General features: G+C 66.4%; 18 protein-coding genes and 2 pseudogenes. 9 read left to right on the top strand and 11 right to left on the bottom strand.

All coding sequences use genetic code 11. The features are described 5' to 3' along the window. Positions 1 to 57: 57 nt before the first annotated feature. From OG609_RS40895 to dacB, 3 genes and pseudogenes are all read right to left on the bottom strand, one after another. Positions 58 to 1,293 (bottom strand): annotated as a pseudogene (locus OG609_RS40895) (IS701 family transposase). A 160-nt stretch (positions 1,294 to 1,453) separates the two neighbouring features. Then, positions 1,454 to 1,888 (bottom strand): hypothetical protein, encoded by a 435-nt coding sequence (locus tag OG609_RS40890; protein ID WP_327277423.1) that lies wholly within the window; start codon positions 1,886 to 1,888, stop codon positions 1,454 to 1,456. Between the two features lie 99 nt (positions 1,889 to 1,987). Further along, positions 1,988 to 3,484, bottom strand: a complete 1,497-nt coding sequence (dacB, locus tag OG609_RS40885; protein ID WP_327277422.1) for a D-alanyl-D-alanine carboxypeptidase/D-alanyl-D-alanine endopeptidase — start codon at positions 3,482 to 3,484, stop codon at positions 1,988 to 1,990. Positions 3,485 to 4,132: 648 nt separating this feature from the next. On the opposite strand from dacB, the pseudogene OG609_RS40880 reads away from it, so the two are divergent. Further along, positions 4,133 to 4,444: pseudogene (locus OG609_RS40880) on the top strand (ISAzo13 family transposase); the annotation flags it as partial. A 346-nt stretch (positions 4,445 to 4,790) separates the two neighbouring features. On the opposite strand, the gene OG609_RS40875 reads toward OG609_RS40880, so the two are convergent. The 4 genes from OG609_RS40875 to OG609_RS40860 form a co-directional block, all read right to left on the bottom strand. Beyond that, positions 4,791 to 5,438, bottom strand: coding sequence for a DUF4097 family beta strand repeat-containing protein (locus tag OG609_RS40875; RefSeq protein ID WP_327277421.1), 648 nt, complete (start codon positions 5,436 to 5,438; stop codon positions 4,791 to 4,793). Positions 5,439 to 5,542: 104 nt separating this feature from the next. Beyond that, a complete protein-coding gene (locus OG609_RS40870) occupies positions 5,543 to 5,731 on the bottom strand; it encodes a hypothetical protein (RefSeq protein WP_327277420.1) in 189 nt (62 codons plus the stop codon). Continuing rightward, positions 5,728 to 7,065: an ABC transporter permease gene (locus tag OG609_RS40865; protein WP_327278356.1), complete on the bottom strand. Its 1,338-nt coding sequence runs from the start codon at positions 7,063 to 7,065 to the stop codon at positions 5,728 to 5,730. The genes OG609_RS40870 and OG609_RS40865 overlap by 4 nt, the downstream gene beginning before the upstream one ends. Then, positions 7,065 to 7,790 (bottom strand): ABC transporter ATP-binding protein, encoded by a 726-nt coding sequence (locus OG609_RS40860; protein ID WP_327277419.1) that lies wholly within the window; start codon positions 7,788 to 7,790, stop codon positions 7,065 to 7,067. The genes OG609_RS40865 and OG609_RS40860 overlap by 1 nt, the downstream gene beginning before the upstream one ends. 162 nt (positions 7,791 to 7,952) lie before the next feature. On the opposite strand from OG609_RS40860, the gene OG609_RS40855 reads away from it, so the two are divergent. The 4 genes from OG609_RS40855 (at position 7,953) to OG609_RS40840 (ending at position 11,488) form a co-directional block, all read left to right on the top strand. Beyond that, complete coding sequence (locus OG609_RS40855) at positions 7,953 to 9,131, top strand: sensor histidine kinase (protein ID WP_327277418.1); 1,179 nt, start codon at positions 7,953 to 7,955, stop codon at positions 9,129 to 9,131. Between the two features lie 36 nt (positions 9,132 to 9,167). Then, positions 9,168 to 9,833, top strand: a complete 666-nt coding sequence (locus OG609_RS40850; protein WP_327277417.1) for a response regulator transcription factor — start codon at positions 9,168 to 9,170, stop codon at positions 9,831 to 9,833. 462 nt (positions 9,834 to 10,295) lie between these two features. Then, a complete protein-coding gene (locus OG609_RS40845) occupies positions 10,296 to 10,595 on the top strand; it encodes a transposase (protein WP_327277416.1) in 300 nt (99 codons plus the stop codon). Next, positions 10,592 to 11,488 carry an IS3 family transposase gene (locus OG609_RS40840; RefSeq protein WP_327277415.1) on the top strand — a complete coding sequence of 299 codons (897 nt, stop codon included), beginning with the start codon at positions 10,592 to 10,594 and terminating at the stop codon, positions 11,486 to 11,488. Before OG609_RS40845 ends, OG609_RS40840 begins: the two co-directional genes overlap by 4 nt. Before the next feature lie 64 nt (positions 11,489 to 11,552). Here the strand turns inward: OG609_RS40840 and OG609_RS40835 are convergent. Then, positions 11,553 to 12,763, bottom strand: a protein-coding gene (locus OG609_RS40835) for an IS3 family transposase (protein WP_327277414.1) whose coding sequence is annotated in 2 segments (ribosomal slippage) — positions 11,553 to 12,472 and positions 12,472 to 12,763 — 1,212 coding nt in all. Because the reading frame shifts where the segments join, the coding sequence is not laid out codon by codon here. Positions 12,764 to 12,875: 112 nt separating this feature from the next. Here OG609_RS40835 and OG609_RS40830 point away from each other — a divergent pair. From OG609_RS40830 to OG609_RS40820, 3 genes are all read left to right on the top strand, one after another. Beyond that, positions 12,876 to 13,106 carry a hypothetical protein gene (locus tag OG609_RS40830; protein WP_327277413.1) on the top strand — a complete coding sequence of 77 codons (231 nt, stop codon included), beginning with the start codon at positions 12,876 to 12,878 and terminating at the stop codon, positions 13,104 to 13,106. Between the two features lie 193 nt (positions 13,107 to 13,299). Continuing rightward, positions 13,300 to 13,590 carry a CU044_2847 family protein gene (locus tag OG609_RS40825; RefSeq protein ID WP_327277412.1) on the top strand — a complete coding sequence of 97 codons (291 nt, stop codon included), beginning with the start codon at positions 13,300 to 13,302 and terminating at the stop codon, positions 13,588 to 13,590. A 78-nt stretch (positions 13,591 to 13,668) separates the two neighbouring features. Then, positions 13,669 to 17,886 carry an nSTAND1 domain-containing NTPase gene (locus OG609_RS40820; RefSeq protein WP_327277411.1) on the top strand — a complete coding sequence of 1,406 codons (4,218 nt, stop codon included), beginning with the start codon at positions 13,669 to 13,671 and terminating at the stop codon, positions 17,884 to 17,886. Positions 17,887 to 19,054: 1,168 nt separating this feature from the next. Here the strand turns inward: OG609_RS40820 and OG609_RS40815 are convergent. Beyond that, positions 19,055 to 20,152: a hypothetical protein gene (locus tag OG609_RS40815; protein ID WP_327277410.1), complete on the bottom strand. Its 1,098-nt coding sequence runs from the start codon at positions 20,150 to 20,152 to the stop codon at positions 19,055 to 19,057. After that, positions 20,149 to 21,381 (bottom strand): MFS transporter, encoded by a 1,233-nt coding sequence (locus OG609_RS40810; RefSeq protein ID WP_327277409.1) that lies wholly within the window; start codon positions 21,379 to 21,381, stop codon positions 20,149 to 20,151. Before OG609_RS40810 ends, OG609_RS40815 begins: the two co-directional genes overlap by 4 nt. A gap of 227 nt (positions 21,382 to 21,608) precedes the next feature. Here OG609_RS40810 and OG609_RS40805 point away from each other — a divergent pair, with 227 nt between their 5' ends. After that, the gene (locus OG609_RS40805) at positions 21,609 to 22,490 is read left to right on the top strand and encodes a LysR substrate-binding domain-containing protein (RefSeq protein ID WP_327277408.1); all 882 of its coding nucleotides are present in this window, start codon (positions 21,609 to 21,611) and stop codon (positions 22,488 to 22,490) included. A gap of 57 nt (positions 22,491 to 22,547) precedes the next feature. Here OG609_RS40805 and OG609_RS40800 read toward each other — a convergent pair whose 3' ends face one another. Further along, positions 22,548 to 23,066, bottom strand: coding sequence for a hypothetical protein (locus OG609_RS40800; protein WP_327277407.1), 519 nt, complete (start codon positions 23,064 to 23,066; stop codon positions 22,548 to 22,550). Positions 23,067 to 23,230 lie beyond the last annotated feature (164 nt).

Raw genomic sequence — 23,230 nt, 5'->3', positions numbered from 1 at the left:
ACGGTACCCCTAACCTCAATACCGGTAACTTAGTACTCCGGCTGTAGATCGTGATCTTCATGCTTCAGCGGCTTGTCGCTGGTAGTGACTGGCTTGGGATCGGGCCTGGTGTCGGCGTCGCCAGTCGGACCAACCGAGCCGGTGGGCGGCGTCGTGCGTGGGCCGGATGACGAGGGTGATGAACAGGCGCTGGATCTCGTTGCAGGTGAGGGGTATCAGGCCTTGCGGTATCGGTTGCCGGTCGTGCTCGTCGGCTCGGACGACAGCGAGGAAGGCGTGGGCAAGCATGGCGAGGGTGCCCCATCGGGACCAGGACGTGTAGCGGCGGACCTGGTGCTCGTCCAGGGCGGCCAGGCCCTTGCCGGACTGGAAGAACTCCTCCACCCGCCACCTCGATCCAGCCACTCGTACCAGTTCAGTCAGCGGCACTGGTGTGGGCGAATAGCAACGGTAGTAGGCGAGTTCGCCGCTGCTACGGTTCCGTCGGATCAGCAGCTGCCGACTCCCGGGCCGGGGGTCGGCGAGGTCGATGACGGCCAGTCGTAATAGCGGTGGCCCTTCGCTCCGGCTCCGGCCGACAGCTTCTGCCAGCCGCGTTTGGGTACCTTCTTGGCCAGGGCGTCGGCGCGGAACTTCCGTGCCGCGGTGGCGACTTCGTGTGAGCAGGCCACCGCGAGAACGTAGCCGGTGCCGCATTCCTCCAGTGCGGTGCGCAGTTTCGGGTTGCCGCCGTAGACCTCGTCGCCCGCCACCCACGCAGCAGGGTGGCCGGCGGCCAGGAACCGGGCGACCATGCGCGCGGCCAGTTCCGGCTTGGTGGCGAAAGTGGTGTCTTCGCCGAGCCCGGCGGCACGACAGCGGTCGGGATCGGAGGTCCAGGAACGTGGGACGTACAACTCCCGGTCAACCGCGGCGTGCCCGCGCCGACCGGCGTAGACCAGGTAGACGGCAACCTGGGCATTCTCGATCCTGCCGACGGTGCCGGTGTACTGGCGCTGGACGCCGACGGTGCCGGTGCCCTTCTGCACGTCGCCGGTCTCGTCGACCACCAGCACCGCCCGCTCGTCGTACAGATGTTCCACCACATAGCCCCGCACGTCGTCACGGACCGCGTCGGCATCCCATTTGGCCCGGCTGAGCAGGTGGTGCATGGCATCCGGAGTGGACTCCCCGACCCACTCGGCGATCGTCCAGCAGTTCTTGCGCGGGAGGTCCGATAGGAGTCCGAGCACCAACCGCTTAACTCGCCGCCGGGGGTTCCACGCGCGCGAAACGACCCGCGATCCGGTTCATCAGGCCCTCGAATGCGTCCTGCCATCGGGCCAGGTCTACGCTGTGACCTGCGGCCACCGCTTGATCGTTCGTTGTCTTCGCAAACCACGATGATCACCGGTGGCCGCAACCATCTCGTTCCCAGTTCGCATGGCGGGGCCGCGCGGCGACGGCCGGGATGCTAGGCCATCCAGCAGTACAGGCCGTGCCCCCGCACCTCGGCGGAGCGGGCCAGGTCCGCCAGATCACTCAGGAGATCCCCCACCATCTCCGGGTCGAACGCCTCGCCCTCGGCGGCCCGTTCCTGGATCCACAGCTCGCCGACCCCGGCAAGGCGATCCGCCGAAGCACCGGCGAGCGCTCCTTGAAGCGCAGCCGAGATGACGAACAAAAGCGGGCCGCCTTCTTCTCCCGGATCAGCAATCGTATGCGGCTCGTCGGATGCGACGAGCGCCTCGAAGCTCTGCCCGGTGAGCAGGCTCTCCCACTCGATCACCGCCTCGGGGGCATCGAAGTTACCGCAGCTCAATGAGCCGAAGACTTCGTCCGGCCCGCTATCCACGGTGCTTGCCGCCGAGGTGTCGTCAGGGGCGATGAAGTACTTGATGATGCTCACCCGTGCATGGTGTCTGCTCAGACCGCTTCGGGACAGCCCCCGCACGAGCCCAGGAAACCCAGCCGTAAGCCATCGTGATCACGATCTACAGCCGGAGTATTAGTTGCTCCCTTCGGGGTTCTGGTAGATGCTGGCGGCCATTGATCCCAATTGCTTGTTGGCCTTTAGTGCCAGGTCGATCGCGTCGCTGACGCTGTTACTGGGGACCGGGACGTTGTTCACGTAGATTGCGAAGACGAGACGGTGACCATTCTTCGCGTCAACGTATCCTGCAAGCGCCTTGGTGGTGAGAGCCAGCTTGCCCTTGAAAGCGCCGACCAGGGTGCCGGTTTTCGCGCGAATGTGTCCTGCGGCAGGGTCGGTGTGCGCGATGACATCCGCGAGTGATCCATCGACGCCCAGGCTCGGCATAGAGTCGTAGAAGGTGCTGAAGTCGCGACTGCGGGAAAGATGCCGCAGCAACTCTGTCTGTGCGGCTGGTGTGGCCTTGTCCCCGGTCAAGCCTTGGGCATCGACGAGAGTGAACGAATTCGGGTCAATACCTGCGTCGGCGAGAAAGTTCCGCTCGATCTGCATTCCGTCGGAATAGGTGTGCTTGCCGTGATGGACTGCCATCAGCGGTGGCAAGAGGTTGGCGCCGAGATTGTGGCTGACCTTATTGATCAACTTGGCGTATTCCCTGAAGGGCGGTGACGTGTACGTCGCCGAGACAGGCAAGGCCTTCACCTCCTCCGATGACGGAAGGTCGGAGCCGGGGTTGGATCCGAGCGTCGGGGCGCTGACGGTGACACCATTCCGCTCAAGAGCCTCGATGAGTACGGTGCGGGCAAATGCTGCGGGGTCGGGTACTTGGAATGTCGCCACGAATGGTGCGGTGGCGTCAGCGGGCACCGAGCCTCGAACCCGGATGTGCCCGGGGGCGTTGCTTTCGGTCTTCACCGTCGGCTTCGTGCCGGCGGGCGTGGTTGTGACGTTCGCGTCGACGGTGAAGGCTGCCGTCTTGGGCCGCCAGTCGACCTTCGCCGGGTTGCCGGGCGTGCCGGGCGTGATGAGCAAGTCAATGAGGTTGTCGTTGACCACCGTTGGCGTAACAGGCGTCCCACCGATCGACACCGGGTCCCAGAGCCGATTGTCGATGATCACGTTGCCGTCCACTTGACGGATGCCGCTTGCCGCGACCTGACGAGCCAGGTCATTGATGCCTGCCAGCGGGTCTTCCCGGGTGATGGTTGCCATTCCCGGCACGGCGTTTGCGTCGTAGTGGTCGAAGTCGGGGACGTCCAGTTGTCCTGCTGCAGTCGTCCGTCCGCCGAGAGTCAGATCGCCGCTTCCCACCATGATCAGGTTGCCCGTGAGTCGTCCGGCCTCCGATATCGAACCGCTGTGCACGATTGGCGTACGGAAACGGTGGTCGCTGCCGAGGTCGTCGAGGGCTGCGCCTACCGCGAAGGTCTTGGCTGTCGATCCAGTCATGAACTTGGATTCGGCGTTCTTCGACTGGAGGACTTTTCCTGTCTTCAGGTCGGCGACCTGCACGCCCCAGTCGCCTGTTGCCCACGGTGAGGTGTCCATGAGCTTTTGCAGCTCGGCGCTCACACCTGGAGCGTTCGGGGACGCGGAATTCGAGTGATCCTTTGAGTCATTGGAGCACGCCGACATCGTGACGGCCGCAAGGGCCGATGCCACAGCTACTGCGGCTGCGCGGGTACGCAGCCGGCGTGATCCGTATCCAGCAGCCTCCCGCCGTGTGGTTCCCGCCCTCCGGTGGACTGCGGCCCTGGGCTCCCTTCGGATGCGATTTCGCATGAGATCAGGGACTTTTATAAACATTGCGAGGATACCTTTTAATTTCTAGCGTTAAACGAGGGGGATGCCATGAATGCCGGCGGTCGCGCTTTAGGCGATCGAGATACGCCCGGCGCCACCGCATGGAGCACAATTTCAGGAACGTAATGTCAATCCGCGCCACCGATAAATTCCTTTTCTGCCTTGATGGGATAGCCAAGGAATATTCGGGAATCAGTGGAAACCGCGGGCGCGCGACTCCCTGCACTGCCAGTGGCGGCGCTCACCCAGCTGAACCGGACAACCATCGGACTCGTCCAGTCTGGCCGAAGGGAATCGCCCGAACAATGCGGGCAGCAGGAGAGAGCATGGTAGGGAAAACCCCCGTACCTCATATCCAACTAAGGGCGTGCAGATCTCTAACTCGTGGCTTTCCCCTCGCTGATTCGCTGGTCTGGCATGAGCAGGTTGGAAGGGAAACAAGTCGTGCTGGCAGCCAAGTTCATGGAGATTCTGCCGCACCTGGACAAGCGACAACGTCGCTTTTTGAAAGGAGCGGAAGCCCGGTCCCTCGGCCACGGCGGGACCAGAGTGGCCGCCGGTGTCCGTGAAGCCACTGTGTCTGTCGGAATGAGGGAGCCCGACTCTGGAGAAGCCCCGCTCGGGCGCATCTGCTGGCTCGGAGGTGGCCGCAAACGCGTGGTCGATCTGAACCCAGCCGTTCGAGAGGTGCTCCTCACGCTGGTCGAGCCACCAGTTCGATCCGGCCCGCCATGCTCCAGCCGCGCTCCGCCCAGTACGGGTGCGAGCTGATCAGGCAGGGCAGCCGGATCAGCTTCCGTCGCAGCTCGGCCGCCCCGACGGCGGGGTGCAGGGCGAGCTAGTTGTAGATGCGGATCTGCCGACGCCTGAGACCGATCAGGCCGTCGGGGAAGCGGAAGGATGCCATCCACTTATTCAATCAGGTGTTCGAATTTCGGCGCAGTCCCGCACGTCGACCGTACTTCCGTAGGTGGCCCGGCTGCGGTGGGCAGCAGGGCATCCAGCGAAACGATCATGTCCTGGAACGTCGCACGCCCCACTGACACCGCTCCAGGGATCATTTACGGTACAGCCATCAAGGCGCCTCCCTCTTGCCGATGACGATGTCTCCGTTACGGGTGTGAATCCTCACGGCATGGTCACTTGTGTCGTCTTTCATGACATCCGCTGTGATGTCGCCCTTCTTGGCGGCCGTGTCGACTGCGTACGTCGCCTCCGGCAGGCCGAGCCGAACGTCGCCGTCCTGGCTTCGCACATCGACGAGGTCAGGTGCGGAGACGAAGTTCAGCTCGTTGTCGCCGTTCCGTGAGGCGACGGTGACCGACCTTGCGGAGATCCTGTCGCCCTCGATGGTTCCGTCGCGGCCTTCCAGATCCAGATGGGGCCCGCTGAGGTCCGACAACCGCATGTCGCCGGCTTTGGCCGAGAAATCTGCGGTGAAGCCCGTGGCTTCAACAAGACCCTTGTCGTTCTCGGCAGTGATCGCGACGTCGCGCGGTACCTTCACGGTGTACTTCGCACCGCAGTTGACGGAGAGACCCGTGCAGTCCAGCGAGAGCGTGAGAACGCCCCCTTCGAGCTTCCATCCGGATTCTATTTCGCCGCCTACTTTCGTACCGCTGACCTGCCGCGTCACCCGAACGCCCTTGACATCGGCGGCTACGAGTTCCAGGTCGGCGGAGTCGGACTTCACGGTCAGGCTGTCCCCACTGAAATCAAACATTTTCGATTCCACGACTGTGTCCGCCGGGGTACCGTCCGGGCTGCATCCCGTTGCTGCGACAGCGAGGATCGCGACGCCCCCGAGGGCGAGCACAGTGTGAGGCCTCATTCCCATTGATTCATTCCTTCATAATTCTGGACATGCAGGTGACGCATGCCGTTCATGGTGGTGGTGGTTGGTTCGAAGGATGCGATCGCGTCGGTGGCGAGTTCGTTCCGTGGAGTCAGCAGGCAACCTGAATACCGGCCGGGGGATTCTGCTGTCGCGGCGGTACGGACGTCGCCCTGCTTCACGAGCGCAGAGCCCGGGCTGCGACCGTGCGCGACACACGGGCGGCTTGGAGGGCCAGAGCGAGGCAGGTGGTCACGAGCGTCACGCCGGCGAGCACGCCGAGAGTCGCCCAGGGGAGGCCGTCCAGAACCCGGACGACGCTGATCTCGGCGCCCACGGCGATAGTGGCACTCGTCACCGCGATGGCGATCGCGCCGAAGACGATCGCCGTCCCCGCGTAGATCACTCCCTCATAGATCGTTGATCGGGTGACCACGCCTGGTCGCGCACCGGCGACCGTCACGATGGCGGAATCACGTGTGCGTTCCCGCCCGACCAGAGCGATCACAGCAAGGCCGCCGACCCAGGACACGACGAAGACCCAGCCCAGTACGACCAGGACATCGTCCAGCCCGGCGGTGCTTCCGGGCATGACGTTCCCCATGACCATGAAGAGTCCGACGAACGACAGGGAGAGGGCGAAGGGCAGCACCGTGGCGACGCTTCTCGCCGCGCGGGTGCGGCACGATTGCACGGCAAGGTGCCAGGCGACACCACGCGAGGGCACGAGTGCGGTCCAGAACCTCATCAGAGGTGTGAGCACCCACGGCCCCATCAGCAGCAACAGGCAGATGAGAAAGAGGTCGCCGGCGAAAGCGAAGGCCGTCCGCTGTTCGATCCCGCCCTCGAGTTCGAGTCCCAGCCCGGGAATCCACATCCCGACCACACCAGCGAGGAGGCAGAGGGCGAGAACGCTGCGCGTGACGCCGGGCCGCGCCGGTGGATCGGAGAGGTCTCGGAACGCGCGCATCTCCGGTGTCTTGGCGGCGCGGCGCGTCACTCCCCAGCCGCCGAGCAGACACGGAACCACCCCGGACAGCACGCTCGCCCCGACGTGCCAGAGCTGGAATCCGGCCGTGGCTCCGTGCAGGTCGAGTCCCGTGGTCGTCCACTGTGCGAGGGCGGTGCTCGCGACGAGAGGGGCCAGCGGTACTGCCAGCGCGCCGGCTGCAGCGCCGAGCACGACCAGTTCCGTGCGCAGAATGAATCTGATGCGATTGCGCGGGATCCCGAGGATCGCCCACAGAGCATGATCGCGTCGCTGGGTCGTCAAGGTCAGACCGACGGTGGATGCGACGATGCCCACGGCGGCAAGCACGGTGAAGAAGACGATGTTGCCGCCGAGCGCGATCGACGCGGAGACCATCCGCGCATCACCCGCCGCCCGCGCTGTCGAGACGGCGGTGAACATGGCGATGACCGAGCCCGCTGAGCATGCCGCACCGACCACTGCGCACAGGAACGTCCACAACCACATGGACGCCTGCATCCGAATGTCCGACAGGACAAGTCGCATCACGACGCCTGCTCACCCGCTTCGTCCTCCGACTGCGCCGCGAGGACGGCATCGCTCACCGCGTGGGAGTCGCCACCAGGAATGACGGCGTGCACTTGCCCGGACCCCAGCACCACGACCTGGTCAGCACGTGCGGCCGCATGAGGGTCGTGTGTGACCATGAGGACCGTGGTTCCCTGCGCGGGAAGTGCCTGCAGCCAACCGAGCACGACGTGACCCGACTTGAGGTCGAGCGCGCCGGTCGGCTCGTCGGCGAAGACGATCCGCGGCTGATTCGCGACGACCCGGGCCACCGCGACGCGCTGGCGTTCACCTCCGGAGAGCCGGTCGGGGCGCCGCCGCGCGTGCTGGGCGATACCGAGCCTCGACATGGCGTCGCCGACCCTCGACCTGGGCACCTGATGGCCGGCGAGTCGCGCCGGCAGGGCGATGTTGTCCTCGACCGTCAGCGAGCTGACGAGGTTGTACTCCTGGAAGATGAATCCGACGTTCTCACTGCGGAATGCGGCCTGCTTGCGAGGGGGGAGCGACAGGACATTCGTTCCCAGGACCTCGATGGAACCCGCGGTCGCTTGCTCCAGACCAGCAATGCAGAGCAGAAGCGTCGACTTGCCCGACCCGGAGGGGCCGACGATGGCGGTCAGCCGGCCTTCGGGAATGTCCAGGTCGATATCGTGCAGGACGCGCGCCGTCTCGCGTCGACGGCCCGGAACGGGGAAGTCCATATGAAGGCCGCGCAAACGGATGCACGGCACGGAAGCAGCAGCTGAGATAGGCATGCATCGAGCTAAGCAGGGCACGGCGGGAGCCACACGGGTGCCTGCACTGCTTAAAGGTAGACCTAGGTCTACCTTTTGCGCGATCCACAGTATGTGACAATGGCGGGCATGGCGCAGATTCGTATTGCCCGGAGGGTGCTGACGGAATGCATCGCGGCAATGGCTTTTCCGATTCTGCTGCTTTCCATTCTCGTTGCGCCGGTCTCGGCCCCGGTGGTGGCGGAGACGGACCGTTCGAGAGCCCGGTGGTGCGGCGTCGAGACGATGCCCCTGAAACCCTCTGACCACAGCTGGGCCCAGTGGGTGGCACCCCGGCTGCGTTCACGGTCGATGTGGCGCACCGACCTCCCGGTTTTCGTGACCGCCGTGCTCCTGTCCGCACTGTCACTGCTGGTGGCCTTCTTCGGATTCATCGGCGCTGCCGCGTTGGTGTTCTCCCCCGTCTTCTGGCTCTTCGGCATCGCCGCGCAGGTCGGTCCATTCACCCCTGAATCCGTTGGGGAAACCCTCCTGGCGATGCCCGCAGGCATCGTTCTCGGCGCGGTCACCACTACCGTACTGACCGGCACATCATTTCTTCGCGACCTTCTCCTGCGCGCCTTCTCCAGAAGCCGGGACCCGGATCTGCTCGCGAAACTGGAGGAGCTCCGGACCAGTCGGGCTTCGCTGACCGCGGCCTTCGAATTCGAGCGACAGCGCATCGAACGCGATCTGCACGACGGCGCCCAACAGGAACTCGTCGCCGTCGTCATGCGTCTCGGGATGCTGGAAGCCACGGCCACAGCCGCAGCCGCAGCCGCCGACCAGGAACGAATCGTGCGGCTGGCACGGCAGGCCCAGGCTCACGCGGAGCGCGCACTCGAACGGCTGAGGGACACGGTGCGCAACATCCATCCCCGTGAACTGAGCGACCTAGGTCTCATCGCCGCCGTCCGAGAGCTGGCCGCGCGATCGCCTTTGCGGGTCGAATTGACCAGCACCGGCGATGACGCCCAGCTTTCGTCACCGACTGCGAACGCCGTATACTTCACGGTGTCCGAAGCCCTGACGAACATCTCGAAACACGCAGGTGTGGGAAGCGCTCGGATCGACCTACGATGCGCCACGACCGACGTACACGTGCGTGTGCATGACGATGGTGTCGGCGGTGCGAGAATCTACGCGGGCTCCGGGCTCGCCGGACTGCGCGAGCGAATGCGAAGTGTCGGCGGGAATCTCGAAATTCTCAGCCCACCGGGTGGCGGGACGCTGGTTGTGGCGTCCGCTCCCAGCGAACCCCCATGGTGATAAATTGAAGCAGGACGTTCCCCCGGGGAGGGGGGCATGAGAATTGTTCTGGCAGATGACAGCGTGCTGATAAGGGCCGGCATCCGGGAAATCTTGACCTCCCACGCTCATGATGTCATCCGCGAATGCGAGGACGCCGACGAACTGGTTGCCGCGGTCGACGAGCTGGTGCGTGCCGGAGCCGCCCCGAACATGGTGATCACGGATGTCCGCATGCCCCCCAGAAACACCGACGACGGACTGCGTGCCGCGATCGATCTGCGCTCCCGTCACCGGGACCTGCCGGTGTTGGTTCTCTCCGCCTACGTCACGGGCCCCTATGTGAGGGAGCTTCTGAACGGCCCGGGTGCCGACGGAGCCGTCGGGTACCTTCTCAAGGAGAAAGTGGGCAGAGTCGCCGACTTCCTGCGAGCTGTCGAGACGGTCTCCGCAGGTGGCGTCGTGATCGACCCCGAGGTTGTTCGCCACGTCACCCGCGCGGACTCGCCACAGGGGCCGCTTGCCCGGCTCACCGCTCGTGAAAGGGAAGTGCTCGCCCACATGGCCGAAGGGCGCTCCAACGCAGAAATCGCGACGGAGCTGTTTCTTTCCGGCGCTGCCGTGAGTAAGCATGTGGCGAACGTTTTCGTGAAGCTCGGCATGCCTCCCGACGAGGACAATCGACGCGTCAAGGCCATTCTGACCTGGTTCGAATACAACTGAGGATTGGCCCCCGGGCACCGTCCAGCAGCTCCCACAGCTCCGTGAGCCCCGCGTCGGTGCCGCAGGTTCTGGGAGCGCTCTCAACACGTGTCGGCCCCCGAATCCTGGTCCCTTCGGGGCTCCGTCGGACACTCCCAGCGACGCCTCCCTCAGCGCCCGCCGGAAGGTGTCCAGGTGGATCGCCGGCGCCACCGGCACATCGACAAGCGTCGTCGCCAGCCGCTCGGACGGGAACAGCGGCGCGTGCGGGTCGGACGGGTTGTCGGGGAACAGACCCCGGATCTCCTCGCCCTTGCCCTTGCCCTTGCCCTTCACCAGGAACCGCCCCCACTGCCCCTGGTCCCAGAACAACTCGCCCAGCCGGACCTGGCACAGCTCCGAGGCCCGCACACCGGTGAAGCTTCCCCTTGATCACGGACACCTGGAGACTGGGACCTGAGGTTCCAGAGGAAGTAGAGCCAGGTGGGAAGCAACTACTCGAAGCGGTACTCCGATGAGTACAAGCGCGATGCGCTCGAGCTCGTGCGGTCGTCCGGGCGGACGGTGACCGACGTCGCTCGCGAACTCGGGATCAGCTCGGAGAGTCTGCGTGGATGGGTGAAGAAGGCCCGGGCCGCCGAGGCCGCACCAGTGGCCGAGCGGGACGCGGACGGCCGGGACGAGGAGTTGAAGCGGCTCCGGAAGCTCACCGCGGAACAGGCGAAAACAATTGAGATCCTAAAAAAAGCGACAGCTTTCTTCGCGAAGGAGAGCAATCGGTGAGCGCGGTATGCCGGTTCATCCACGCGGAGAAGGCGCACTACACCATCGTTCTGCTGTGCCGTGTGATGAAGACCGCCCGCTCCACGTACTACGCCTGGGCCGCCGGGGCCGAAACCCGCGAGGCCAGACGCCGGGCAGATGAGGAGTTGGCCCACGAGATCACCGTGGTCCACATCGCTTCGCGGGGCACTTACGGCGTGCCCCGCGTCACGGCCGAACTGCGTCGCCAGGGCCGACAGGTCAACCGCAAACGCGTCGAACGGGTCATGCGCAAGCACGGGATCGCCGGCCACACCCGGCGCACCGGACGGCACAGCCTGACCAAACAGGACACGAAGGCCGCCCCGGCCCCCGACCTGGTCGGCCGCGATTTTCATGCCGGCCGCCCCGGCACGAAAATCGTCGGAGATATCACCTACATCCCTACCGCCGAGGGCTGGCTCTACCTCGCCGCGTGGCTCGACCTCGCCACCCGCGAGATCATCGGCTACTCGATGGCCGACCACCACCGGGCCGAACTCGTCGTCGATGCACTCGACATGGCCGCGAACCTCGGTCGCCTGCAGCCCCACTGCGTGATCCATTCGGATCGCGGATCAGAATACACGTCGACTCAACTACGGGCAAACATAAGAGAGTTGAACGGTCGACAGAGCATGGGCCGGACCGGGATCTGCTACGACAATGCCGCGGCCGAGTGCTCCTGGGCTGTCCTCAAGGAGGAGATCGGCACCCGCTTCTGGCCCGACCGGGCCACCGCCCGAGCCGAGATCTTCACGTTCATCGAGACCTTTTACAACCGCCGCAGACTACGCAAACACATCAACTGGGGCTACCTCACGCCCCACGAGACACGCCTGCGCTACCAACAAGACCAGACCCTCGCGGCGTAACACGGACGTGTCCAAGATCACGGGGAAGCTTCAATCGGGCCTTGACCCCGGGTCTTGAACACGTCTATGCGGCTCGGGTCAGGGTAGTTGATGTTGAGTGGAAGGTGTTCTCGTAAGCGATCGGGGATCGCTGGCCGAGCCGGGAATGCTGGCGTCGGGTGTTGTAGCGGGACAGCCGTCGGAAGGCGTCGAGGCGGGCATCACGCTCGCTCGACCAGCCCTTTCGCCCCTTCAACGTCTCCCTTTTGAAGGTCGCGTTGAACGATTCCGCGGCGACGTTGTCCGCGCTGCTGCCCACTGCGCTCATGCTCTGGCGGACGCCGGCGAGGCGGCAGGCGTCGGCGAAGGCCCGGCTCGTGTACTGGGCCCCGTGATCGGTGTGCATCACTGCTCCGGCGAGGCTGCCGCGCGTCCGCTCGGCCGCCGCCAGGGCGCCGGTGACGAGCTCTGTGCGCATGTGGTCGGCGATCGCCCACCCGGCCAGACCTCGTGAACAGAGATCGATGACGGTCGCGAGGTAGCAGAACCTCCCGCTGCCGACGCTCAGGTAGGTGATGTCGCCGACGTACTTCGTGTTCGGGGCCTCGGCGGTGAAGTCCCGGCCGATCAGGTCCGGCGCCTTCGCCGCGGCCGGGTCCGGGACGGTGGTGCGGTGCCGACGCCGCAGGCGCACACCCTCAAGGCCGATGGCCCGCATGATCCGGGCGACACGCTTGTGATTGACCGTCTGACCGCCCTCGTCGCGGAGCTCGGCGGTGACTTTCGGGGCTCCGTAGGTGCCGTCGGAGTTGCGGTGGACCTTGCGTATCCGGGCCGCGAGCCGGTCATCGGCGGCCTGCCGGGCCGCGCGGTCCGGGGCGGTGCGGCGCCAGTAATAGAAACTCGAGCGGGCGATGCCCAAGATGTCGCAGAGCCGCTTGACGTCGAACCGGCGCTGGTGATCCTCAACGAACTGGCAGCGGTTCACCAGCGCGTCTCTCCCGCGAAATACCGGGCCGCCTTGCGGAGGATGTCGCGCTCCTCCTCCAGCTCGCGGATCCTCTTCCTCGCGGCGGCCAGCTCCGCCTGAACCCCGTCACCGTCAGGCCGCGGCGCCGCCGCAGGTGTGGAGTGAGCGCCGGACCGGCGTCCGTCAGCGGCCCGGATCCAGTTCCGCAGCGTCTCGGTGTTCACTCCGAGGTCGGTGGCGACCGACTTGATCGTCGCTCCTGGACGGGACCGGTACAACGCGACCGCGTCCGCCTTGAACTCGGCGGGGTAGTGCTTCATCCCCACAGGGACTCCGTTCTCCTGGACCATCAAGATCCAAGTCTCTCCGGTGCTCAAGATCCGGGGTCAGGGCCCATCCTTGAAGCGCCGCAGACCCGTCGGCCGGAGCCGGAGGGAGTTGCGGGCGGAGGTATTCCGGCTGAAGAAGAACGAGCGCGAGCTTCGCAGCGAGCAGGCTGCCGAGTTCCGCGAGCTGAAGGACACCCTGGCCATCTACGCCAACCAGATCCAGGCCCTGACCTTGCGCAACGCCGAACTGGAGGCACGGCACGCCCGTTTCCTCGAACGGCTGCGGCACTCCGGCGAGAACGTCGCGGTCCTGCCGACCCCGAGCCCTCCTTCGCCCTGACCGGGCGTCACCTGCAGTTCACCGACTTGGGTGGTGTGGCTATGTGTCACACGAAGATCCGCGCAGGTTTACCCGAACCGCAAAATGTCTGATGCGCGATCAGATAGCCTTGCGGCAATTGGGATTCAACGGGGAGAGGGTTGGCCTAGTGCGGAGTCTTGGGCGTCTTGCGTTGGAGGATGGCAGCTCGATCTTGGTCGAAGCCCCGGACGTATCCGAGGGGACAGGGCCGGTGCCAGCCGGTCGAGTCGGCGATGCGATTCGTGAGCTTCCACTGAGTGTGCAGGCAGCCCTGCGCCCGGTCACGGAGATGGCTCGGACGGCGGTGCAGCAGTTGAGGGAGGCGGGGCCGGATTCGGTGGAGATCGAGTTCGGGGTGGACCTCGCGACTCAGGCGGGCGCGGTGATTGCCCGAAGTGAGGCGAGTTGTCACCTGAAGGTGACTGTGGCCTGGCAGCGCGAGTCCAACAACGAGGCCCGCTGACCCTGCGGAACGAGGAGGACTCGCGGGGTGTCCGCGGATATAGCTGCTTCACGTCCCAGCCATGAGCCCAGCGCCAAAATGCAGGCAGCGGTCGCACAGGTGCTGTCGGTAGCAGGTGCGGTGGCCGGAGCAGCTTTCCTGACGGCTGAAGGCGTGGTGTTCACCTGCGCGCATGTGGTGCGGGATGCCGGGTACGGGCCCGGCGACGTCCTGCGGCTCAGGTTTCCCCAGGCGGCGGGGGCTCCGCAGGCCGAAGGAGAGGTGCTGGCCGAGCCGTGGCGGGCCCCAGAGGGCAATGATGTCGCGGTGATCCGACTGCAGGACACCCCGTCAGCGGTGCATGCCTTGGAAGTGGGGTCCTCTGCCGGATGTCAGGGGCACCGGGTGCGCTGCTTCGGGTTTCCCAACCAGGCGCCACCCGCCGGACACTTCGGCTACGCAGTGTCCGCCGACCTCTTGTCCACAGGCGGTGACGGCGAGCTCGGCGATGCTGAAGCGGCTGATGACGACGGTGAAGGACTGTTGTTGCAGCTGACCGCGGCCAACGATCTGACCCGAGGATTCAGCGGTGGGCCGGTCGTCGACGACGTCACTGGCCTGGTGATCGGCATGGTCAACGCCATCACCACACCCGACGGGCACTTGCGGGGGCAGGACATCGCCTACGCGACTCCCACGCAGATCCTGCGTCGGGCGTGGCCTGACCTGGCCGTGCGCCAGGTGTGCCCGTACCTCGGCCTAGAGCCGCTCACTGCCGAACATGCGGCCTGGTTCCACGGCCGCGACACCGCCAAGAACGCCGTAGTGGCTGCGCTGGCCGGGCAGCGCCGCATCCTGCTGCTCCTGGGCCCGTCAGGCTCGGGCAAGTCCTCACTGATCCAGGCCGGCTTTCTGCCTGAACTCCCTGAGCTCGCAGAGCTGCCGGGCAGCGATCGGTGGCAAACCATCCTGGTTCCCCGCCCCGGAGAGGACCTAGCGGCCGAGCTGGAACGACAGGGCCTGGCAGACGCCACGACCAACGGCCTCGTCGCCGCGGTGCAGAACCGCTTGGCCGCCGACCCGACCTGCGAGCGTCTCCTGCTCGTCATCGACCAATTCGAAGAGCTCCTCGCCCGCTTCGCCAGCTCTCAGCCCACGCAGACACGACAGCAGGACGAAACGGAATCGACCAGCCACACCCCGAAGACGGTGCTCGACCAGTTGACGTCACTAGTCAAGGCCCCCGTGGCAGCCACGGTCATCCTGATCATGCGGGATGACTTCTATCCGCACCTCGCCGCGCAAGCCCCAGACCTGCTGGAGGCCGCCGCTCCCGGCCTGCTCAACGTACCCGCCACGTTGAGCAGACAAGACCTGCACGCCATCATCACCGAACCCGCCCGAGCCGTCGGCCTACGGCTCGAAGGACGACTGACCGAGCGCATCATCCGCGACGTTCTGGCTGCCGATCCGCGGGCCGCCACCGGAACAGCGCCCGCCACCCTGCTCACGCCTCTGCAACTGACCCTGCAGCAACTGTGTGAGCCTGAACGCTGTCCTGATGGTCTTCTTACTCACGCCGCCTACGAACGCGTCGGTCAGATAACCGGAGCCCTCACCAGTTGGTGCAACGCCGCCGTCAATGAACTGCCCTCAAGCCATCGGGACACCGCCCGCCGCATCCTCACTGCCCTGGTACGTCCGGCCGACCCCGCTCGCCAAATCCCTGCTACCCGTCAACAGGTCCCCCTCGACACGCTGCGCGACCTCGCCACCGATACAACCCACCAGGCGGATTCAGCCGCTGGCGACACTGCTGATGCAGTACTGGCTGCGCTCGCTGGCCACCGGATCATCACCACTCACGCGCGCGACCCCGGGCCGCCCCCCGCCGGTCGAGTCGCCGAACTCATCCACGACATCCTCATCAGGGACTGGGGCGATCTACGTGAGTGGGTGGCCCTGGATCGCAAGTTCCACACCTGGGTCCACCGCGCCGAGGGACAACGCACCCGTTGGAATCAACACCCCAACCCTGACGACCTACTGCATGGCACCGACCTCGCCGAAGGAGTGGACTGGTCCCGGAAACGCGGACTGCCCAGCGATATCGCGGAGTTCGTCGACGCCAGTCGGCGCAACCAGCAAGCAGCCCTCCGCCGCACTAGACGCCTCAACACCATCCTGGTCGGCTCGCTCATCGTCGTCCTCATCGCCGCCGGGCTGGCCTTCTGGCAACGCCAGACCGCCGTCGAGGCACAACAACGGGCTCTGTCCCGACAGTTCGCCGCCCAGTCCAGCGCCCTCATCAGAGCTGATCCAGACCTGGCTTCCCTGCTCGCTATCGAGGCCTACCGCACCAGCCACACAGGGGAAGCCAGCCAAAGCCTCTACGCAGCCGCCGCCATCCCCCTCAAACGCCGTATCACCGCACAGATTACCGACGTTAACGGTCTGGCACTCAGTCCGGACGGCCACACCGTGGCCACCGGCAGCGCCGACGGCACCGTAGAGCGGTGGGACGTGGCCACCGGCCGAGCCCGCCGCGCCTTCACCAGCGAGACCGACCCACACGGTGGCGTGTACTCGGTGGCGTTCAGTCCGGACGGCCGCATCCTTGCCACCGGCAGAGCTGACGGCACCGTAGAGCTGCGGGATGCGGCCACCGGCGCAACCACCCGAGTGTTCCTCACCCATCACACCGACGTCTCTGACGCCTTCGTGTCGTCGATGGCGTTTAGCCCGGACGGCCGTACCATCGCCACTCGTGGCGACGACGGCACCGTAGAGCTGTGGGACGCGGGCACCGGCCATTCCCGTACCCCCCTCGTCGGCCATGCCGATAATGTGCTGTCGGTGGCGTTCAGCCCGGATAGCCGCACCCTCGCCACCGGGGGCACGGACGGGAAGGTGCGGTTGTGGGACGTGGCCACCGGCCGCACCCGCACCACCATCACCGGCACCGGCACCGGCACCGGCACCAAGGCGGCTTTCATAGAATCGGTGGCGTTCAGCCCAGACGGCCGCACCCTCGCCATTGGCGACTTCCGCACGGTGCGGTTGTGGGACGTGGCCACCGGCCGTACCCGCACCACCCTCACCGGATTGATCGGCGATAGCATCGAGGTAGCGTTCAGCCCGGACGGTCGTACCCTGGCCACTGGCGGCTCCAACGAAAAGCTGCAGCTATGGGACGTGGCCACCGGCCTATCCCTCGTTACTCTCACCGACCAGAGTGCGCAGCCGGTGGCGTTCAGCCCGGACGGCCGCACCCTCGCCACCCGCAGCGGCCGCACCATAGCTTTGTGGGATGTGGCCACCAGCCGCACCACCCTCACCGGCCTAGCTGCCGGGACGGTGGCGTTCAGCCCGGACGGCCGCACCCTGGCCACCGGCGGTGCCGACAAGAACGTGCTGCTGTGGGACGTAGCCACCGACCGTACCCGCACCACGCTCACCGGCCACCGCGAGTGGGTGTCGTCAGTGGCGTTCAGCCCGGACGGCCGCACCCTGGCGGACATGCGCGTCGACGGAAAGGTGCAGCTTTGGGACGTGGCCACCGGCCGCACCCGCACCACCCTCACCGCCCTCAGCGGCTCAACTGTGCCAGTGGTATTCAGCCCGGACAGTCGCACCCTGGCCGGTGGGGACGACTCCTACAGCACGGTGAAACTGTGGGATGTGACCACCGGCCGTACCCGCACCACCTTCACCGCCGACACCGTCATAGCCTCGGTAGCGTTTAGCCCAGACGGCAGCAGCCTCGCCACTGGCGACACCAGCGGCACGGTCAAGCTGTGGGATGTAGCTACCGGCCACCCCCGCACCATCCTTACCGGCCGCACAAGCCTTGGCGTGTCGGTGGCGTTCAGTCCGGACGGCCACACCCTCGCCACGGGTAGCAACGGCGGCACGGTGCGCCTGTGGGATGTGGGCACCGGCCGTATCCGCACCACCCTCGCGACGCTCGCCGGCTACAACGCCTGGGGCGTGCCCCTGGCATTCAGCCCGGACGGTCGCACCCTGGCCACTGGCAGCCATGACGGCACCGTACGCCTGTGGGACTTGACCATCGGCCAAATCCGCACCGCCCTCACCGGCCACAGGCGCTACGTGGAGTCGGTGGCGTTCAGTCCGGACGGCCGCACCCTCGCCACCGCGAGCAGGGACGGCACGGTGCGGCTGTGGGACGTAGACCTGCCTGACCAAACGCAGGCGATCAAGAAGATTTGTGAGGCAGTCGGCCGGAACCTCACGGCAAGGGAACGGGCAGAGTTTCTTCCAGGCCAGCCGACCAGCCGGCAATGCCCGCCCTGAGTCGATCGGAGACATCGCGGTGAGAAGTACCGACGGTGTGAGAAATTTAGGACGGGTTGCAGCCCCTCACCACCGGAATTCACCGTCGTCGTCGATGCCACCATTCGCCATGCCACCGCAGGCGCCGGTAGGCGTGTGGGTCGGGCAGGGTCCGGCGGCGAAGCTCTGCGTCCAGACACGCCACCACCCGCCCAAGTTCAGCGCGGGACGGCTGTGGAAGCGAACGCAACGCTTCTTGCGGAATGTCCCGGGCGTTCGCCACGTCGACAAGCGAGGACTCCGGATGGGGAGAGGCTGGGAAGCACAGGTCCAGGTAGCGGCCGGGCTGTCGCAGGAACGCCCGGTAGTGCCTGAGCGCGGCTTCCACCGCCCCATCCCACAAGCCGTCCCACAGCCCGGCCCAGGAGTCACCGTGCTCACCCTCCGTGCGCTGGATCTCGGCGCAGGTGCGCTCGGACAACCCGGGAATTCGATAGGTCCAAGGGCTCCAGACGGGCGGGACCGGATTTTCGGCGCGAAGCGCGCCAGGCCGTCTACGCGGCATGGGCCTTTCGGTTGGACATCATGCTCGCGATCACGCCGGACGGCCTGACAGCCCACAAGGCCTCGCGGCCCTCACCCCCTCCCGGCAAACTCGCACCATCCGATCGTCCCGGGTTGCGCTCGCCGACATCCCACTTGTCGGACAGAACCTCGATGAACAACAGCCCACACCCCGCCCTGTCGCGGCCCCCGACGTCAGCGATGCGGCGCGGAGAGCCACAGCCGCTGTCGTGCACGCCGCAGTAAGCGAGGATTACAAGATCGTGTAACGAGCTCTAGCCTCGGGCCTTCACGGCGACTGTTGTCCGATGGGTGATCAGAAAGGAGAAAAGTGCTCCTGACCTGCAACGATTGGACATGTCTAGGGTCCAGTCAGCTGCGTGGAAAGAAGCACTTCTCAGGTGAACACTACCGGGTCGTACCCGCGTGTCTGTGTCGAGGGCAACGGTCGCGGGGTCGTCTCACAAGCCGGCTCGGTTCTGCTGGTGGAGACGGTCCGCAGAAGCGGCCTGGATACGGCGCTGTCAGCTGCTCTCCAGCACTGACGTAAGCCGCGTGCGGTGCACGACCTGGGCAAGATCCGGCTGATGATGGCCGGCTTGGGGCCGACCCTCATCCTTGGGATTCAGCGGCTGTAGCGCGACGGAAGGACAAGGCGGGGGTTGGGGTCGAGGAGTGTGTCGGCCGGGCCATGCCTTTCAGCGAGTTCGCGGATGTTGGGGGCGTCGAGCAGGAGCAGACGGCCCTCGTCAACGAGCAGTTCGCCGTCGACGACGATGGTGGGTGCCTCGAACTGGCAGTCGCAGTGTGCGTGGCCGGGACCACGACGATCGGCCGTGCTGCCGGGTGTGAGACCGTCGAGGCCGAAGTAGAACGCGCCTGCGTGCTTCTCGCGTTCGAACTGAGTGCCGCCTGCCAGACGCACCTTGGGGTTGAGGCCGATCAGTGCGTGCCGCATGTAGTAACCGTTGGGAGAGTATTGCTTGAGCTCGGCCGCCCCTTGAATGTCAGTTACCTGGTTGGCGGTCAGCTCGACGGTGGTTCGCTGGGCGGGGACGCCGGTGGCTGTGGATTCCTCGATGACGGCGATCCCATCAGTGCGATCGGGGTAGAAGTTGACGCCGCCGTAGGGAAAAGGGCGCCACATGCCGGAGGTGAGCGGGGCGTGGTGTCCCGAGGTCGTGAAGTCACGGAAGGTCAGGTCGGTGCCGAGAGCGGTGGTCACGCGGATTTCGGACGCTGCGGCGAGCTTGGCGGTGGCTTTGGCCTCGATCGCGAAGTAGAGGTCGAGGGGGAAGCGGGCGCCGGTGGCCAGGGCTGCGGCGGTCGCGGTCTGGTGCAGTGAAACGAACCTGGCCTTGTGCCGGGCGATCTCATCGAAGAACAGTCCGGCCGTGTGCACCTCTCCCCACCAGGTCAGTGAGATCACCACGTCGGCCGCGGCATGGGCGGCGGGCAGGAGCGGCGAGGTCGGCTGCCGGTCGTGGCCACCCGCGCTGAAGGCCGGCACGGACAGGATGTGCACGTCGGCCAGGCGGTAGGCAGCCGCGGCCTCGATGGCCTGGATTACCACGGGATCGACGCCGTGCTCCGTCAGGACGAGTACCTGCTCGCCCGGCTTGACCGCCGCGTACTCCATGAGGTTGTGGGTTCCGGGCATCAACTCGGCGATGGACAGGGGCGAGGCCGTCGGGGTGTCGAGATAGCTGAAGAACGTGGTCATGAGGGTTGTTCCTTTCCTGTGGGGAGGATGGTCAGGTCTCGGCCGGCACCGGTGCCGACGGCCGCCTGGAGGAGAGCCAGGGCCACCAGGACCAGGAGCGGGGTCGTCCAGGTGCCGGTCAGATCGTGGAGGACGCCGAGCAGCAGCGGACCGGCGGCGGCCACCAGGTAGCCGATCGACTGGGCCATGGCGGCCAGGGCTGCGGCCTGGGGCTCGTCGGCCGCCCGTTGGCCTTGGAAGGTCAAAGCAAGGACCAGGCAGGCGCCGCCGCCCAGGCCGAGCAACACGCCGGCGACGAGGACCAGGCCGGGGTCGGCCGCCAGCAGTGCGAAGCCGAGAGCACACAGTGTCGATGCCGCCGCTGCGAGACTGCGTTGGTTGGTCCATCGGCGGGTGAGGACGGGAAGTGCGCTGCTGGAGAGCAGCCCCGCGAGCTGGAAGACGAACAGCAGCCAGCCTGCGGCGCTTTCGCCGGTCCCGTGGTCGTGCACGATGCTGGGCAGCCAGGCGATGGTGGAGTAGAAGCACAGGGACTGTAGTCCCATGAACACGCTGACCTGCCAGGCCAGCCAGGATCGCCACGGACTACGGGCCCGTGCTCGCGCGCTGGAGGACATCGTGTTCAGCCGTCCTTGCTGCGGCAGCCACACGAGCAGGGCCGCCGCGGCAAGAAGGGCCCAACAGCCCAGCGCGGTGTGCCAGCCTCCGGGCAGGGCTTCGGCCAGTGGCACCGACACCCCCGACGACACCGCGGCGACCAGGCCCATCGCCGTGACGTACAGGCCGGTCACCTGGCCGACGCGCGCGGGGGGAACGGCACCCTTGACCACTGCGGGCAACAGGACATTGCCGCCGGCGATGGCGGCGGAGACGATAACCGTGCCGCCGAACAGGAACACCGCCCCAGGCAGCGAGCGAACCAGCAGCCCGACTATCAGCAGCAGCAGAGAGCCGCCCAGGACTCGAGGCGTTCCGTAGCGGTGGGAGATCCGGCCGACCAGCGGCGAGGTGGCCGCGAAGGTCAGCAGCGGCAACGCGCCCAGCAGCCCGCCCCAGGCCCCCGACAGCCCCGTCGAGTGCTCGATGCCGGGCAGCAGGGAGCCGACGCCGGTCAGCGCGGCCCGCAGGTTGGCCCCGATGAGCACGATGCCTGTGAGCGCCCCCGCACCCGCTGCCACCCGCGGGGTGGGCACGCGCTCGCGGTCAGCCGCAGCGGTGCGCGAGCTCATGCAAGCCGTCCCTCCTCGCCGTCCAGCCTGTTGGGGAACTGGGGGTCGTATCGGGGATCAGGGCGACGACGAAGTGGTCAACCGGGTCGTCACTGGACTCGGGATGGTCGTGGAAGGCCAATGTGCCGTCCTTTCAGAGGGGTTCGGCTTGGGTTCCAGGTCAGCCTGCCTCCCGCGAGCCGCATGTGTAAAAGAACTACCGATCATGTGCTTTATAGTTTTCACTTATGGAGCTTCGCCAATTGCGGTACTTGGTGGCAGTGGTGGAGGAGGAGAGCTTCACCCATGCCGCCATCCGGCTGGGCGTCACCCAGCCCAACGTCAGCGCCCAGATCCGGCACCTGGAACGAGAGCTGGGCGAGGAACTGCTCGACCGCCAAGGACACATGGTGCGGACCACCGCGGCCGGCGCCGCTCTGCTGCCTCACGCGCGCGCCGCCCTGGCCGCCGTGGACTGCGCCCGCGCCGCCGTCGATGAACTCGCCGGGCTGGTGCGCGGACAGGTGCGCGTGGGCACGGTCGCCTCCATCGCCCCCATCGACCTGCCTGCGGTGTTCGCCGACTTCCATCATCAATACCCGGGGGTGACCCTGTTCCTGTCGGAAGGACCGTCTGGCCAGCTGGCTCAGGCCCTCCGCGCCGGACACCTGGACTTGGCCATCATCGGCGAGGCCCCGCTGCTCACAGGCACCGCCACCCAGGTCATCGCCCATGAGGCACTGGCCCTCGGAATCCCCGTGTCCGATGTGCTCGCCGGGCCACAACCCGTCCCCTTGGAGCTGCTACGTGAGCGGCCCCTGGTTTGCCTGCCGAAGGAAACCGGTGTGCGGGCGTGCCTCGAGCAGGCGTGCCAGAAGGCCGGATTCCGCCCGCGTATCGCCTTCGAGGCCGGGGACCCGCACATGGTGGCCCGGTTTGCCGCCCACGGCTTGGGCATCGCCGTACTGCCCGAAACCACTTTCGCCCTGCGCTCCCCCCAGCTGCGAGTGGTTCCCCTCATGCGAGCTCCGCAGGTACGCCTGACGCTGGCCTGGAGATCACAAGGGCCCATCAGCCCGGCAGCCCGAGCACTGATCGGGCACACGCGTGCAACGCTCCCGGATCTGTGACGACACGCATCGACCACGCCCCAGGGGAACACCAACCCGCTGTCACCAAAAGCACGTTCATGACGTCCCCGGCAGACCATCATCGGTCGCCGCACGTCGGTGTCCAGCTCGTTCGTCCTCGCCCGCTCGTCCCTCGCGGCCTGCGGGCGCTCCAACTGGACACCCTCCGACGCGGCAACGTTTCGCCTTCGACCGCAGCCCCTCGACCTTCGCCGGGACCGCCTCCATCCCCAGGGCTACGGCCAGCTGCTGGCAGCGCATGCCCTCCCGGCCCGCTTCCGACTCCAGCAACGACAAAATCCGCTGGTAGTCCGCCGTGAGGACCGACACCGCCATGCCCTCGGCCCGCTGCGGCACCAGTGACCGCGCCACCGCGCTCTGCGTCGGCTCCGCGACCGCGGAATGCGGCCCGGCCAGCACCTCGGCCACCGTTACACGAGCATCCACCAGCCGCTGAAGCGCGCGTTCTGCGTCGCCGAGCGCGGCCTGCGCCCGCTCGGCCTCCTCTCGCAACTGCGCGATCTCTTCCCGGACCCTCTTCTCCCGGGCCTCCAACAAACCGAGCACCGACGGCACCAGCCACCTCCACGAACGAGACGAGCAGACGAATCACGCCCATCTCTCCCTCCACCGACCGGAGTTCATGCCCACCCGCCTCGAACCAACCGATCACGTTCGGAAAGCGGATGGCGTCTCAAAGCGTGGGATGCCCTCAGCTGGCTGGGGCGCGATTTTAGGGA

The sequence above is a fragment of the Streptomyces sp. NBC_01224 genome, assembly GCF_036002945.1.
Taxonomy (GTDB): Bacteria; Actinomycetota; Actinomycetes; order Streptomycetales; family Streptomycetaceae; genus Streptomyces.
Note: the sequence above shows the minus strand (reverse complement) of the source record. Positions and strands in the feature narration are given on the sequence as shown.